The following is a 14,927-nucleotide window of genomic DNA, read 5'->3' on the forward strand; positions in this document are numbered from 1 at the left end:
GTTCTCCTTAGGCCTGTGCGACCTGGGAAGCGGACATGAGGTCGATGAAGCGATCGAACAGGTAGCTCGAATCGTGGGGGCCGGCTGCGGCCTCCGGATGGAATTGGACGGAGAACGCGGGAAGGTCGAGGCATTGGAGTCCTTCGACCACGTCATCGTTGAGGCACACGTGGGAGACGGCGACACGGCCGAAACTCTCATCATGCGGTGCCTGTGTCTCACCGTCCAAAGGAGCGTCGACAGCGAAGCCGTGGTTCTGCGAGGTGATCTCGACTTTGTCTGTGGTGCGGTCCATGACGGGGACGTTGATGCCGCGATGGCCGAAGGGGAGTTTGTATGTGCCGAAGCCCAGCGCTCGGCCCAGCAGCTGGTTGCCGAAGCAGATGCCGAAGAACGGGATCTTCGCGCCGAGGACCTCGCGGAGGAGGTCGACCTGAGCATCGGCGGTCGCCGGGTCACCGGGCCCGTTGGAGAAGAAGACGCCGTCGACTCCCAGCGCCTGGATCTCCGCAAAGTTCGTCGTCGCGGGCAGGAGGTGCACGTCGATGCCGCGTTCGCTCAGTCGTTGAGGTGTCATCGACTTGATGCCCAGGTCCAGGGCTGCGACGCTGAACTTCTTCTCGCCCACTGCGGGGATGAGCTGAGGCTGCGTGATCGAGACCTGTTCGGCCAGTTTCGCTCCGGCCATGCGCGGTGAGGCCTGGACCTTGGCCAGCAGCTCCTTGTCGTCGGCCTCGGCAGCAGGGCCGGAGAAGATGCCCATGCGCATGGCTCCAGCCTCGCGCAGGTGCAGTGTCAGAGCGCGGGTGTCGACGTCGCTGATGCCCACGATGCCCGATTCCTCGAGGCGGGTGGACAGGTCTCCGATGGAGCGCCAGTTCGAGGAGATGCGGGAAGCGTCGCGAACGACGTAGCCGGCGACCCAGATCTTGCCCGATTCGTCGTCATCATCGGTGATCCCCGTATTGCCGATGTGCGGCGCGGTCTGGATCACGATCTGACGGTGATAGGACGGGTCGGTCAGGGTCTCCTGATAACCGGACATTGCGGTGACGAAGACCGCTTCGCCCAGGGTCTCGCCGACGGCCCCGTAGGAGGAACCGCGGAAGGTGCGTCCGTCTTCGAGGACGAGGACGGCAGGTGTGGTGGACAGTCTCATTGTGCCTCTTCGATCATTTCGCGGATGCGGTCGACGGTGGGGGTGGTGCTGGCGGCGTAGCGCGCGCGGAAGCCGGTGTCGACGAGGGTCTCCCCCAGTCGCCAGGTGATGCGCACGATGCCGCCGCGTTCGACGAATTTGCCGATCATGCCGGCGGTGGTGTCGACGGAGACGATATCGCGCCGAGGGATGAGGAAGTCCTCACGTCCGGCGAGGTCCATGACCACGCCCCCGTCGGTGATGACGATCTCTCCCGTGGTGCGGATGCCGAGACCATGGACGGCGACTCGTTCGAGCGGATGTCCGGCCAAGGTCGTCGACACGTACGATCCCTCGACGGGATCGGAGACGGGTTTGATTCCCATATGTGGTTTCGCCGGCTGCGGCACCACTGTCTGGCTCTTCTTTCGTCGGCTCCAGCCCCAGGTGATCGCCAGGATCAGGAGGAGGAAGACGACTGCGATGATGATGACGCTCACTGGTCTGTCCATGATGCTCCTGCCGGGTGGGGTGTGCTGAGTCGTCCGCCGGAAAGCACCCGGTGGCCGTAGAAGAAGGTGTCGGTGATCGAGGTGGAGACCTCGAGTCCGGCAAAGGGGTTGTTGCGTCCCTTCGTGGCATGGTCATCGGGCACGATCGTGTGTGTCGAGGCCGGGTCGATGAGCACGATATTCGCGCTCGCGCCGATCTCGAGGCTGCCGTGTCCGGTTGCTCCGGTGATGCGTGCCGGTGTCGCCGACATCACGCGGGCAAGGTCGCCGTAGTCGAAGTCGTAGTCGGCCATCGCCTCGACGACGATGGGCAGCGCCGTCTCCATGCCGACCATGCCCATGGCCGCTGCCGTCCATTCGCTGCATTTGTGTTCGGCTGTATGCGGAGCGTGGTCGGTGCCGATGACGTCGATCGTGCCGTCGGCCAGCGCTTCGCGCAGTGCGGTGACGTCGGCTTCGGTCCGCAGCGGCGGGTTCACCTTGTAGACGGGGTCGAAGCTGCGGACGAGTTCGTCGGTGAGCATCAGGTGATGCGGAGTGACCTCGGCGGTGATCTCGACTCCGCGGGACTTCGCCCAGCGGATGATGTCGACGCTGCCCTTGGTCGATACGTGGCAGATGTGCAGCCGCGAGCCCACATGTTCGGCCAGGAGCACATCGCGGGCGATGATCGATTCCTCGGCGACGGCTGGCCAGCCGGGCAGCCCCAGCTCAGCAGAGACGACACCCTCGTTCATCTGCGCGCCCTCGGTCAGGCGCGGCTCCTGGGCGTGCTGGGCGATGACTCCGTCGAAGGTCTTGACGTACTCGAGGGCCCGACGCATGAGCAGCGGATCTGAGACGCAGACGCCGTCGTCGGAGAAGATCCGAACTCGAGCCGCAGAGCGGGCCATGGCTCCGATCTCGGCGAGGTTCTCTCCCTCCAGGCCGATGGTCACGGCTCCGATGGGCACGACCTCGGTGTAGCCGGCTGTCCGACCGAGGCGGTGGACCTGTTCGACGACGCCTGCGGTGTCCGCGACGGGAGCGGTGTTCGCCATCGCATGAACGCAGGTGAAGCCGCCCGAGGCGGCCGCGCGCGACCCGCTCAGGATCGTCTCCGCATCTTCTTTGCCCGGTTCCCGCAGGTGTGTGTGCATGTCGACGAGGCCGGGCAGGGCGATGAGCCCGTCGGCGTTCACGAGCTCCACATCGCTGCCGTCGGCGTCGAGCAGATCGGGGTCGACGATCGTCGAATCCTTGATCGCAATATCGGCGATTCCCTGGCCCAGCACGTTCGCACCGCGGATCAGATAATCAGTCATTGGTCTCCTCCTGACCTGTCAAGAGGCGGTACAGGACCGCCATTCGCACGCTCACTCCGTTTTCGACCTGGTCGAGGATGAGGGCGCGCGGTGAGTCGGCGGCTGCCGCTGAGATCTCGAAGCCGCGGTTCATCGGCCCCGGGTGCATGATGAAAGTCTCCTTGGGCAGTCCGGCCAGCCGGGCTGCGGAGAGTCCCCACAGTCGTGCGTATTCGCGTTCGTTGGGGAAGAACGATTCGTGCATGCGCTCGTGCTGGACGCGCAGCATCATCACGGCCGCGAACTCCTCGGAGTGCAGCGCCTCGTCGAGGTCGTAGTGCAGAGTCACAGGCCAGGTCTCAACGCCCCATGGAAGCAGCGTCGGGGGTGCGACGAGGTGAACTTCGGCGCCGAGGTTGGCCAGCAGGTGGACGTTCGACCGGGCTACACGGGAGTGCAGGACGTCTCCGACGATGGCGACTTTTGCGCCGTCGAGCCCTCGACCCCGTGGCCCGTCCTTGACGGCCCCTGAAGCGGAGAATCCGCCGAGGGCACGACGCAGGGTGAAGGCATCGAGCAGCGCCTGTGTGGGGTGTTCGTGAGTGCCGTCGCCGGCATTGACGACGGGGACGTCGATCCAGCCGGTGTGGGCCAGGCGATGCGGGGTGCCCGATCCGGGATGCCGAACGACAAGCGCATCGGCGCCCATGGCCGAAATGGTCTGGATGGTGTCCTGCAGGCTTTCGCCCTTGGACACGGACGAGCCTTTGGCGGAGAAGTTGAGGACGTCGGCCGAGAGTCTTTTGGCCGCGGCTTCGAACGACAGTCGGGTGCGCGTCGAATCCTCGAAGAACAGATTGACCACGGTGCGCCCACGCAGCACAGGCAGCTTCTTGACCTCGCGTTCGGAGACCTGAGTCATCTCCTCGGCGATGTCGAGGATCGAGATGGCGTCTTCGCGGCTCAGCGAGACGGTGTCGAGGAGGTGCTTCATTCGCGACCTCCCGAGATCGTGACGCCGTCGTCGCCGTCGATCTCCGCCAGGGAGACGTTGACGCGTTCGCTGCTTGAGGTGGGCAGGTTCTTGCCGACGTGGTCGGCCCGGATCGGCAGGTCACGGTGGCCCCGGTCGACGAGAACGGCGAGCCGGACCTTGGACGGACGACCCAGATCGGAGAGCGCATCGAGTGCGGCTCTGATCGTGCGGCCGGAGAAGAGCACATCGTCGACGAGGACGACGGTCTTGGCATCGATGCCCTCGGCAGGGATGGTGGTGGGTTCCGGGGCGCGGTAGGCGCCGCTGCGCAGATCGTCACGGTACATCGTGATGTCGAGGCTTCCGACGAGTTCGCTCGCCATCTCCGGACGCCCGGAGATCGAGGCGATCTGTTCGGCCAGTCGAGTGGCCAAGGGCACCCCGCGGCGTGGGATGCCGAGCAGAACGAGGTCGTCGCTGCCTTTGTTGGACTCGATGATCTCGTGGGCGATACGGGTCATTGCCCGTTTCATATCTGGGGCATCGAGCACTGTTCGCTGTGTCATGCTTCCCCTTCTCCGCCTCTCCGGACGGTGGTTAAAGGAGTGGTTCGATTCGATTGTAGACCTCGGATGAGTGAGGTCGGTGCGCGGGTCCGGATTCCGGACCCGCGGACTCAGATCAGGGTGGGCTTGACGTCCAGGACGCGTGAGAGCAGTCCCGAGATGAAGCCTGGTGAGTCATCCGTTGAGAACTGCTTGGCCAGCGAGACGGCTTCGTCGATGGCCGCCTTGTCAGGCACCTCATCGTTGAAGAGGATCTCCCAGGTACCGATCTGGAGCAGAGCCAGGTCGACGGCCGGCATCCGCTCCAGGGTCCAGCCTTCCGCATAGGTGGCGATGATCTCGTCGATCTCGTCACGATGGCTCGTGACTCCTTCGACGATCTCCACCGCATAGGCCTTCATCGGATAGTCGGGGTCGTTGGACCGCATGGTCACGATCTGATCGGTGTCGAGGCGACGCTGTCCTGCCTCGAACATGAGTTCCAAGGCCCGACGGCGGGCCCGCGTTCGTGCTGACACTTACTTGACGCGACCCAGGTAGTCGCCGTTGCGGGTGTCCACCTTGACCTTGGTGCCCTCTTCGAGGAACAGGGGCACCTGGATGTCGTAGCCGGTCTCCAGCGTTGCAGGCTTGGAGCCACCGGTCGAGCGGTCGCCCTGCAGTCCCGGTTCCGTGTGGGTGATCAGCAGCTCGACCGAAGGCGGCAGCTCCACGGAGAGCGCGGTGCCCTCGTGGAAGGAGATCTGCAGGTTCTGGTTCTCGAGCATGTAGTTGGCGGCATCGCCGACGAGGTCGGGAGAGACGCTGACCTGGTCGTAGTCCTCGGCGTCCATGAAGACGTAGTCGGTGCCGTCATGGTAGAGGTACTGCATATCGCGACGGTCGACATTGGCTGTCTCGACCTTGGTCCCGGCATTGAAGGTCTTGTCGATGATCTTGCCGGAGATGACGTTCTTGAGCTTGGTGCGGACGAAAGCCGGACCCTTGCCGGGCTTGACGTGCTGGAACTCCAGCACCTGCCACAGCTGCTTATCGATATTGAGCACAAGGCCGTTCTTCAGGTCGTTGGTTGAAGCCACTAATCCGTCCTTCTTCGTGTCAGTCTTGGCCACCGCGAGGTGATTTGATGTATCTGGCAGTTTCGCCAAACAGCAATTCTAGCAAGCTCCTGTAGGAGCTGCCATCTTGGGCCTCTCAGCCCAGATCAGTGCCGAGCATGACGCGGGGCGAGTCCTCGCCGATCTCCTGGTAGGCCGTGTGGAGAATTGAGACGTCCGGGATCTCCACCGTCGCGGGTGCGCCCACCTCGCTCAGCAGCACCATGCGCAGCATCGAGCCGCGCGCCTTCTTGTCTCGCTTCATCGTGTCCAACAGCTGCGGCCAGACATCGGCACGGTAGGCGATGGGCAGACCCAGCTTGGTCAGCAGCTCACGATGGAGGTCGACGGTCTCCGGCGAGAGGCTCTTGACCATCGCCGCCACCTCGGCTGCGAAGACCATGCCCACGGACACCGCGGCGCCGTGGCGCCACTGATAGCGCTCTTTGTGCTCGATGGCATGGGCAAGGGTGTGGCCGTAGTTGAGGATCTCGCGGCGTCCGGATTCCTTGAAGTCATCGGCGACGACCTCGGCCTTGACCGCGATGGCGCGTTCGATGAGCTCGCGCAGGACAGGTCCATCCACCTCGGCGATCTCAGCCTTCGAATACCTGCTCACCAGATCGAGGATCGCGGGATCGGCGATGAAGCCGGTCTTGACCACCTCGGCGAGGCCGGTGAAGAGCTCGTTCTCCGGCAGCGTCTGCAGGGTGTCGAGGTCCACGAGGACGCCCGAGGGCGCGTGGAAGGAACCGACGAGGTTCTTGCCTTCAGCGGTGTTGATTCCGGTCTTGCCGCCGATGGCCGCATCGACCATTCCGAGGACTGTGGTGGGAATGTGGATGACGGAGATTCCGCGCAGCCAGGTTGCTGCGACGAAGCCGCCGAGGTCGGAGACGGCTCCTCCGCCGACAGTGATGATGGCATCGGTGCGGGTGAAGTCGCTCTGGCCGAGGACCTGCCAGCAGAACGCGGCGACCTGCACATGTTTGGCTTCCTCCGCGTCGGGGATCTCGGCCACAATCGCATCGAGACCGGTTGCGCGCAGGTCATCACGGACCGTCTCCCCTGTTGTCCGCAGAGCCCGCGGATGGATCACGAGCACCTTCTCGACGCGGGGGCCGAGGAGCTCGGGAAGTTCACCCAGGAGACCTTGGCCCACGAGAACCGGATAGTTCCCGCCGGCTTCGACATTGATGCGTGTGAGACTCATTCGTGCACTTTCCCCTTTGCTGCCTCCGGGCATGACATGACCGCGGTGGCTGAACTTACGAACCGGTTGCGACCTCAAGCCTAACTCTCCGGCTCGCGGCCCGAGTACTTGGCATACTCCTCCGCACGCTGCAGACCGGTGAGGACGTCGACGACGCGGTTGACGATGGTCGAGGGATGCGAATTCGAGGCGTGGACGCGGAAGGTGGCGACCTGATCGTAGAGAGGTTCACGCTCGTTCACGAGCGCCAACCAGTTCTCCACCGGAGTCCCCGCACCGCGCAGCAGCGGTCGGTGCGGGGAGTTCAGCCGAGTCACGACGGTGTCGACATCGATGTCGATGTGCACGACCTTGATAGCGGGATGGCCCAACTGGGCCCGGGTGCCCGGGTTGAGGATCGCTCCCCCGCCCAGGGACACGATGCCTGGGCGGTCGAGCAGACGACGCAGGGCACGCCGAACGACCTCGCGTTCGATCCGCCGGAAATGGTCCTCACCGCGCTCGACGAAGATCTCTGCAATGACGCCGTACTTGTCGACGATGTTCGCATCCGTGTCGATGAGCGGCAGATCGAGTCGATCAGCCAGGAGCCGGCCGATTGTGGATTTGCCGGCTGCAGGCGGTCCGGTCAGGACGATGCGCGACTGCGAGGCCGGGACCGGTTCCAGCGGTGGAACCGGTTTCGGGTGCGGGCGTTGAGTCATCGGCCGATGCGGAGGTTCTCCGGAATGGCCGCCACGTAGGCATCCAGGTTCCGTTTGGTCTCGGCCACGGAGTCGCCGCCGAACTTCTCCACCACTGCCTCGGCGAGGACGAGAGCCACCATCGCTTCGGCCACGACACCGGAGGCCGGAACCGCGCACACGTCGGAGCGCTGGTGGTTGGCCTTGGCAGGTTCACCGGTGACGACGTCGACGGTGGCCAGAGCGCGTGGGACCGTGGCGATGGGCTTCATACCTGCCCGGACTCGCAGCGGTCCACCTGTCGACATTCCGCCTTCGGTGCCGCCTGCGCGGTTGCTGACGCGTCGGATACCCTCGTCACCAACGGCGAGTTCATCGTGGGCTGCGGACCCGGGGCGCCTGGTCGTGAGGAAGCCGTCGCCGACCTCGACGCCCTTGATCGCCTGGATGCCCATCAGGGCCCCGGCAAGTCGGGAGTCGAGCCGACGGTCCCAGTGGACGTGCGAGCCCAGACCGGGCGGCAGGTCGTAGGCGAGGACCTCGACGACTCCGCCGAGGGTGTCACCGGCCTTCTTCGCAGCATCGATCTGCTCAACCATGCGAGCGGAGAGTTCCGGGTCGAAGCAGCGCACGGGATCGGCGTCGAGTGCGTCGACGTCCGTTGCCGATGGCAATGCCGGTTCGGTCGCGGTCTCTGTGGATTCCGCAGCCGTGCCGATTGCCACGGTGTGGGAGACGAGCGTGATGCCGAGTTCCCGGAGGAAGTTCGCTGCAATGGTGCCCAACGCCACACGCATTGCCGTTTCACGAGCCGAGGCACGTTCGAGGATCGGTCGAGCCTCGTCGAATCCGTACTTCTGCATGCCGACGATATCGGCATGACCGGGCCGCGGTCGGGTCAGCGGGGCGTTCCGCGCCTGACCGGCGAGTTCGTCCTCGTCGATCGGGTCGGGGCTCATCACGGTCTCCCATTTGGGCCATTCCGTGTTCCCGACCTCAACGGCCACCGGTGATCCCAGCGTCTGCCCGTGTCGCACTCCGCCGAGGAGGCGAACCTCGTCGGCTTCGAATTTCATCCGGGCTCCACGGCCGTAGCCCAATCTGCGTCGAGCTAAGCTCGCGCGGATGTCTTCCCTGGTGATAGGAACGTGGGCGGGAAGCCCCTCAATGATCCCAGTCAGCGCTTCGCCGTGGGATTCGCCTGCAGTCAGCCATCTCAACATTCAACCGATTCTACAAAAGGATCGGCGCAAGCACCGACCCGACCCACATTCCGGATAGCATTGCCGGTCCGAATGCGATCGTCGTCGCCTTCAGGCTGCGTTTCGCAGCGGCTGCCAGCAGCGCTGCGACGCCGGCGATGAGCATCATGATGATGAAGACGAGCGCCGGTGCCCACGGAGAGAACAGCGCGGGCATACCGAAGACGAGAAACGCGAGTTTGACGTCGCCGAGGCCCATCGTGCGCGCGTGCATCACCCGTCCGCTCAGGTAGAGGACGCCGAAGAGCAGGACCCCTGCGCCACCAGCGATGAGACCGAGGCCCCAGATTGCGGACTCCCCCAGCAGCTGCCCGAGAACGAAGGTGAGAAGTTCGATTCCGATGAGCGGATACACGATCCGATCCGGCAGCCGATGCACGACGATGTCGACGACAGCGAGGAACGGGGTGGCAGCGGCCGCTGCACTCAGGCTCAGAGCCAGCAGAAGCCCGTCAACGGACCCGATGTCGGCAAGATGAGCGGCGCCTGACATTGAGCCGGCCTCGGACATCGAGCCGGCATCAGACATCGTGCCGGAGCCGGCTGCGGCGGCGGGGAAGAGCAGCGCGGCTGCAACAGCCAAGACGATGCCGAGGATCGCTAAGGGCAGAGGGCGGTACAGACGAGTCTTCACCAGCACGGCAGCGTGGTCGTCATCGGCCAGCCACCACGAGGCGCTGCGGGCCAGGAGAATGCCGAGACCAGCACTGATGACGGCGCTGACTCCGATCGGCCACCCGTGGAGAACTCCGATGTCCACCCTCGCCCGCCCTTTCCGTCCTTCTGGTCAGTCGCCTGCCGGCCCAGGTTGGTCGTCGAGTGCGCTGTACATGGCTGCTGCGATCACGGCACGCCGCTCAGCGTTGTGCGTGGCGCTCTGTGTGGAGCCCTGCGTGAAGCCGGGCTCGGCGGCCGATGCTTCGGCTGCAGCGATGAACATCTCCGACTGTGCAACGGCCTGCTCGACGAGCATCACCGTGCCCTCTACCGGGATGAGCCCGTGGGATTGCGCTGCGCGAAGGAACCCGGATTCTGCGGCATAGGCGACGTCGAGGGCGACTCCGCCGCGGAAGCGGGGAGACCACTGCAGTTCGGGGACGGCCTCGGCGGGGAGGGTAGAGATGACCACGGCGGAGGGTTCGATCTGCTTCAGCGTCGTGGTGGACGCCGACACTCCGAGCTGTTTGCCCAGGTGGAGGACCCGGGCGGCCCGATCAGGGTTTCTGACGAGGAATTCGACCGTGGTGATGCCCAGTTCGCTGCAGGCCAGCAGCGCCGAAGCCGCGGTCGCCCCCGCACCCAGGATGGTCGCCCTGTCAGCACCGTCGCTGTCGGCAGTACTCACGCCTGCAGTTGCGCCGAGGCCTGCGGCCGTGGCCGATATCGCGGCCGTGACAGCTGCTTCCCGACAGGAGTTGAGCCCCGGAGTCAGCGCGCGCACGATGCCCTGCACGTCGGTGTTGGCAACCGACGTCGCCCCACCTCGGCGAACCAGTGTGTTCGCCACTCCGGTCAGCCTGGCCGTGTCATCGAGGCCCCACCCATGGGTCAGCGCGAGTTCGACGAGCCGTTCCTTCAACGGCATCGTCAGCGAGAATCCGATCTGACTTCCGTGAGCAGCCAGGAAGGATTCGAGATCCTCCGCACCGAGGTCGAAGCTGGCGTATTCGCCGCTGTCGAGGCCCAGGGCCTGAAATGCCGCACGATGAAGCAGGGGCGATTTGGAATGGGCGATCGGGCGACCGAGCACCGCAGCCGAGATCGTCATTTGTCGCCGTTGGCCTCTCCGTGCTCCTTGAGCCATTTCCGATAGATCTCGACATTCTTCCGATGTTCGTCGTAGGTCTCGGCGAACTTGGTCTCCCCGGTGTCCGGGTTCGTGGCCACGAAGAACTGCCAATCGCCGTCGGTGGGATTGAGCGCGGCATCGACTGCTCCGGCGCTGGGCGAATTGATCGGTCCCGGTGGCAGCCCCTTCTTCTTGTACGTGTTGTACGGGCTGTCGGACTCGCGCTCCTCCTTCGTCGTCGTCAGATCGCTGCGGGCACCGTGGATATAGGCCACCGTCGCATCGGACTGGAGCAGTTCTCCGGTCTTCGAGTCCTCAGATATGCGGTTGAGGAAGACCTGCGCCACCTTCTTCCGCACCTCTTCGTCACCGGGTGATTCGATTTCGACGAGGCTCGCCAGGGTCATGATCCGATTCGCATCGTCGAGATCGATGTCAGCGTTCTCGATCTCACGCTTCGTCTTCTTGACCATCTCGGACACGATGTCCTCGGCCGTTCTGTCCTGGTTCAGCTCGTAGGTTGCCGGGTACAGGTACCCTTCCAGGCTGGGAGCGTCGACGTCGAGGCCGTAGTCCTTCGGAGTCTTGTCATCGATGGCTTTGTCGACGGCTTCGGCCTTCATCCCCGACTCGACCATCGTTGATTTGATCTGGTCGATCTTGCGGCCCTCGGCGATCGTGATCTTGGGAGGTTTGATCGGATTGACGATCGCTTCCACTGCTGATTTGGAACTCATCTTCTCGCGCAGAATGATCGGTCCGGCCTGGATCGTAATGTCGCGGCGCTCGACTTCGTCGAGGAACGGCTCGGAGTTCATGATCACCCCGGCCTCGACGAGCTGATTGGCCACGGAGCGGGCAGAGGCTCCCGGCGGGATCTCGATTGTGACCTCACTGGTGCCGGCGCCCTCGTAGTCGCCTTTGGGACCGAACAGGTCATCGAAGACTCCGCCCGCGGCTCTGACACCAAAGAATCCCCCGATGCCGAACACGAGCACGCAGACGACGACGATGGCCGTCGTCCGCCGCCTGCGCAGCATCCGGCGGCGCTTCTTTGCTCTGAGATCGGACCTGGTCAGCCCTTCGTCTTCCGAGAACTCACCTGGGAACGGGCTCATAGCTCACTCTCCTCGTCGGGCATTGCTCGACCGGCTGGCTCACCGGTGTTGTGTTCGAATTCGAGGGCATTCTGCAAAATGATCACGGCGGCCTGGGCGTCGACGATCTCACGACGCTGACGCGAGTTCTTCCCTGCCGCGGCAAGGGCGTGGTGAGCCTCGACCGTGGTGAAGCGCTCATCGACGAGGCGGATGGGCGTCGACGTGGCGAGACTGATTCGCCTGGCGAACTCAAGTGCAGTCGCCGCCGCCGCCCGTGCCGCTCCATCGAGGGACTTCGGGTCGCCGATGAGCAGTTCGATCGGTTCGTATTCGTCGATGATCTCCCGCAGCGCTCTCAGCGCAGCGGGCTCGTCGGTCCTGCGCACCACTGTCAGCGGCGTAGCGAGGATGCCGTCAGGGTCGCTGCTGGCGACCCCGATGCGCACCGAACCGATGTCGAGGCCCAGACGGCGGCCCCGGCGGAAACTCACTGGAGAGCTGCCTTGACCGCTGTGATGGCAGAGGGGATCGCGGAGACATCGCTGCCGCCGCCCTGAGCGAGGTCGGGTTTGCCTCCTCCGCCGCCGCCGAGTTCACCACAGGCCAAGGACACGAGCTTGCCAGCCTGCTGTCCCTCTTCGCGTGAAGTGGCAGTCGTGGCGACCACGACAACGGGTTTTCCGTTGCTCGTTCCGATGCCCAGGACCACGGCGGAGCGTTCGGAGACGCGACCGCGCAGGTCGGTGACGACGGTGCGGATGTCTCCTGCGTTCGAGACTTCGCCGAGATCGGCGACGACGAACAGTGTTGACCCCACGGTTTCGGCGTTGTCGAGGAATCTTCCGGCTGAGGCCAGGAGCTGCTGGGAGTTCAGGCGGGCGATCTCCTTCTCCGCATCCTTGAGCTTGGTCATCAGATCTCCGACGCGTTCGCGCACATCGGTTCCTGGCACCTTGAGCATGTCGGACAGTGAGGAGACGATGCTGCGTTCGGCGGCCAGTGAGCGGAAGGCGTCCATGCCGACGGCGGCTTCGATGCGGCGTACCCCTGAGCCCACCGAGGCTTCGGAGAGTACGGAGATCGGCCCGACCTCGGACGAGGCACCGACGTGGGTGCCTCCGCAGAGTTCGCGGGAGAATGGTCCGCCGATATCGACGACGCGCACGATGTTCGGGTACTTCTCGCCGAAGAGCGCCATCGCACCGGACTTCCTGGCGTCCTCGAACGGCAGGAATTCGGTCCCGACCTCATAGTTCGAGCGGACGGCGAGGTTGGCGACGTCTTCGATCTCCGCGCGCATCTGCTGACTCGGGGCTTCGGGGAATGAGTAGTCGAAGCGCATGTAGCCTGGCTGGTTCATCGAGCCGGCCTGGACAGCGTGAGTGCCGAGGATCTCGCGCAGCGCGGCGTGGACGAGGTGGGTGGCGGTGTGCGCCTGTGAGCCCTGGAACCGGTGGTCGCGGTCGACGACGGCCAGGACCTCGGCCCCGACGTGGATCTCGCCGTCGATGACTTCGACCCTGTGCGCGGGGAGCCCCTTGATGGGATTCTGCACGTCGAGGACGCGGGCGGTGAAGCCATGGCCTCTGATGAGGCCGATATCGGCGCGCTGTCCGCCTGCCTCGGCGTAGAACGGAGTCAGATCGAGGATGAGGTCGGCGGACTGTCCCGGTGTCAGAACTTCCTGGGCGAGGCCGTCGACGACGATTCCGCGCACCCGGGAGTCGGCTTCGAGGCGGTCGTAGCCGACGAACTCGGAGGCACCGTCCTCGAGCAGCGCAGAGTAGGCGGAGAGGTCGGCATGTCCGCCGCCCTTCTTCGCCTTCGCGTCGGCCTTTGCTCGGGTCCGCTGTTCGCTCATGAGTGCGCGGAAACCCTCTTCGTCGACGTGGACGCCCTGTTCGGAAGCCATTTCAAGCGTCAGGTCGATGGGGAATCCGTGGGTGTCGTGCAGGGCGAACGCGACGTCGCCGCTGATGGTCTTGTCCGACTCGGGCAGGGAGGCCGCAGCGTTCTGGAACAGCTGGGTGCCCGACTCCAGGGTCCGCAGGAAGGCTTTCTCCTCGGCGTAGGCGATGCGGGAGATGCGATCGAAATCCGTCTCCAGCTCAGGGTAGGAGAGTTTCATCGATTCCATGGACACCGGCAGCAGTTCCGGCAGGACCTCGCTGGTCACGCCGAGGAGGCGCATCGCACGCACGGCACGGCGGAGGAGACGGCGCAGGATGTAGCCGCGGCCTTCGTTGCCGGGGCGGACACCGTCGCCGATGATGATCAGGGAGGAACGGACGTGGTCGGCCACGACGCGCATCTGCACGTCGGCCTCGTGATCGACACCGTAGCGGTGTCCGGAGAGGCGGCTGGCAGCCTCGATGACGGGGAAGACTTCGTCGATTTCGTACATGTTCTCGACGCCCTGGAGCAGGAAGGCGACACGCTCGAGGCCCATGCCGGTGTCGATGTTCTTCGCGGGGAGATCTCCGGCGATGTCGAAATCGACCTTCGACCGGACCTCGCTGAGTTCGAATTCCATGAACACGAGGTTCCAGATCTCGATGTACCGATCTTCATCGGCCACGGGACCGCCTTCGACACCGTAGTCCGGACCACGGTCGAAGTAGATCTCGGAGCAGTAGCCGCCGGGGCCGGGCTGACCGGTGTGCCAGAAATTGTCCTCGTTGTCGCGCGGCTGGATGCGCTCTCGTGGGACCGATGTCTCCTCGAGCCACAGGTCGATGGTCTCGATATCGTCCTCATGGACTGTTGCCCACAGGCGGTTCTTGTCGAAGCCGAGACCGCCGTCGTCCACGGAGCTCGTCAGCAGTCCCCAGGCGAAGCGGATGGCTTCGCGCTTGAAGTAGTCGCCGAAGGAGAAGTTCCCATTCATCTGGAAGAAGGTGCCGTGACGGGTGGTCTTTCCGACCTCTTCGATGTCGCCGGTGCGCACGCATTTCTGCACGCTCGTGGCGCGATTGAATGGGGCAGGCTCCCGACCGGAGAGATATGGGATGAACTGAACCATGCCCGCGATGTTGAACAGGATCGATGGATCCGAGCTGATCACCGACGCTGAGGGGACGACTGTGTGCCCATTCGCTTCGAAGTAGTCCAACCAGCGCTGTTTGATCTCTGCCGTCTTCATCCAAGGCCTTTCACATGTTGCGTGTGCACTCTTGCACTCATCAGTGATTAGTTTAGTTGCTCATCCGCATTATGCGAGGTGCCGACGCTGCGCGCCGTCGACTTGCGTATGAATGCACAACTGCCCGGAACTCGACGTTCCGGGCAGTTGATGCCGTGCGATCCCT

The 14,927-nt window shown here is 64.4% G+C and carries 15 protein-coding genes; all 15 read right to left on the reverse strand.

Annotation, left to right across the window (positions count from 1 at the left end; genetic code table 11):
* Positions 1-7: 7 nt before the first annotated feature.
* Complete coding sequence (carA, locus tag JFC13_RS06515; protein ID WP_198396290.1) at positions 8-1,159, reverse strand: glutamine-hydrolyzing carbamoyl-phosphate synthase small subunit; 1,152 nt, start codon at positions 1,157-1,159, stop codon at positions 8-10.
* On the reverse strand, positions 1,156-1,650 hold the full coding sequence (locus JFC13_RS06520; protein ID WP_198396291.1) for a PH-like domain-containing protein: 495 nt from the start codon (positions 1,648-1,650) through the stop codon (positions 1,156-1,158). The genes carA and JFC13_RS06520 overlap by 4 nt, the downstream gene beginning before the upstream one ends.
* On the reverse strand, positions 1,635-2,954 hold the full coding sequence (locus JFC13_RS06525; protein WP_198396292.1) for a dihydroorotase: 1,320 nt from the start codon (positions 2,952-2,954) through the stop codon (positions 1,635-1,637). Before JFC13_RS06525 ends, JFC13_RS06520 begins: the two co-directional genes overlap by 16 nt.
* A complete protein-coding gene (locus JFC13_RS06530) occupies positions 2,947-3,927 on the reverse strand; it encodes an aspartate carbamoyltransferase catalytic subunit (RefSeq protein ID WP_198396293.1) in 981 nt (326 codons plus the stop codon). Before JFC13_RS06530 ends, JFC13_RS06525 begins: the two co-directional genes overlap by 8 nt.
* Complete coding sequence (pyrR, locus tag JFC13_RS06535) at positions 3,924-4,475, reverse strand: bifunctional pyr operon transcriptional regulator/uracil phosphoribosyltransferase PyrR (RefSeq protein ID WP_198396294.1); 552 nt, start codon at positions 4,473-4,475, stop codon at positions 3,924-3,926. The genes JFC13_RS06530 and pyrR overlap by 4 nt, the downstream gene beginning before the upstream one ends.
* A 110-nt stretch (positions 4,476-4,585) precedes the next feature.
* Positions 4,586-4,993 (reverse strand): transcription antitermination factor NusB, encoded by a 408-nt coding sequence (gene nusB / locus JFC13_RS06540; protein ID WP_198396295.1) that lies wholly within the window; start codon positions 4,991-4,993, stop codon positions 4,586-4,588.
* A complete protein-coding gene (efp, locus tag JFC13_RS06545; protein WP_143921795.1) occupies positions 4,994-5,554 on the reverse strand; it encodes an elongation factor P in 561 nt (186 codons plus the stop codon).
* A gap of 115 nt (positions 5,555-5,669) precedes the next feature.
* Positions 5,670-6,785 (reverse strand): 3-dehydroquinate synthase, encoded by a 1,116-nt coding sequence (gene aroB / locus JFC13_RS06550; RefSeq protein ID WP_198396296.1) that lies wholly within the window; start codon positions 6,783-6,785, stop codon positions 5,670-5,672.
* An 80-nt stretch (positions 6,786-6,865) separates the two neighbouring features.
* Positions 6,866-7,489 carry a shikimate kinase gene (locus JFC13_RS06555; protein ID WP_198396297.1) on the reverse strand — a complete coding sequence of 208 codons (624 nt, stop codon included), beginning with the start codon at positions 7,487-7,489 and terminating at the stop codon, positions 6,866-6,868.
* Positions 7,486-8,691, reverse strand: coding sequence for a chorismate synthase (gene aroC / locus JFC13_RS06560; protein ID WP_198396298.1), 1,206 nt, complete (start codon positions 8,689-8,691; stop codon positions 7,486-7,488). Before aroC ends, JFC13_RS06555 begins: the two co-directional genes overlap by 4 nt.
* 10 nt (positions 8,692-8,701) lie before the next feature.
* Positions 8,702-9,490: an A24 family peptidase gene (locus JFC13_RS06565; RefSeq protein WP_198396299.1), complete on the reverse strand. Its 789-nt coding sequence runs from the start codon at positions 9,488-9,490 to the stop codon at positions 8,702-8,704.
* Between the two features lie 27 nt (positions 9,491-9,517).
* Positions 9,518-10,498 (reverse strand): shikimate dehydrogenase, encoded by a 981-nt coding sequence (locus JFC13_RS06570; RefSeq protein WP_198396300.1) that lies wholly within the window; start codon positions 10,496-10,498, stop codon positions 9,518-9,520.
* Positions 10,495-11,637, reverse strand: a complete 1,143-nt coding sequence (gene mltG, locus JFC13_RS06575) for an endolytic transglycosylase MltG (RefSeq protein WP_198396301.1) — start codon at positions 11,635-11,637, stop codon at positions 10,495-10,497. Before mltG ends, JFC13_RS06570 begins: the two co-directional genes overlap by 4 nt.
* Positions 11,634-12,110, reverse strand: a complete 477-nt coding sequence (gene ruvX / locus JFC13_RS06580; protein ID WP_198396302.1) for a Holliday junction resolvase RuvX — start codon at positions 12,108-12,110, stop codon at positions 11,634-11,636. Before ruvX ends, mltG begins: the two co-directional genes overlap by 4 nt.
* Complete coding sequence (gene alaS, locus JFC13_RS06585; protein WP_198396303.1) at positions 12,107-14,761, reverse strand: alanine--tRNA ligase; 2,655 nt, start codon at positions 14,759-14,761, stop codon at positions 12,107-12,109. The genes ruvX and alaS overlap by 4 nt, the downstream gene beginning before the upstream one ends.
* Between the last annotated feature and the right edge of the window lie 166 nt (positions 14,762-14,927).

It is taken from the genome of Brevibacterium antiquum (assembly GCF_016107655.1).
Taxonomy (GTDB): Bacteria; Actinomycetota; Actinomycetes; order Actinomycetales; family Brevibacteriaceae; genus Brevibacterium; species Brevibacterium antiquum.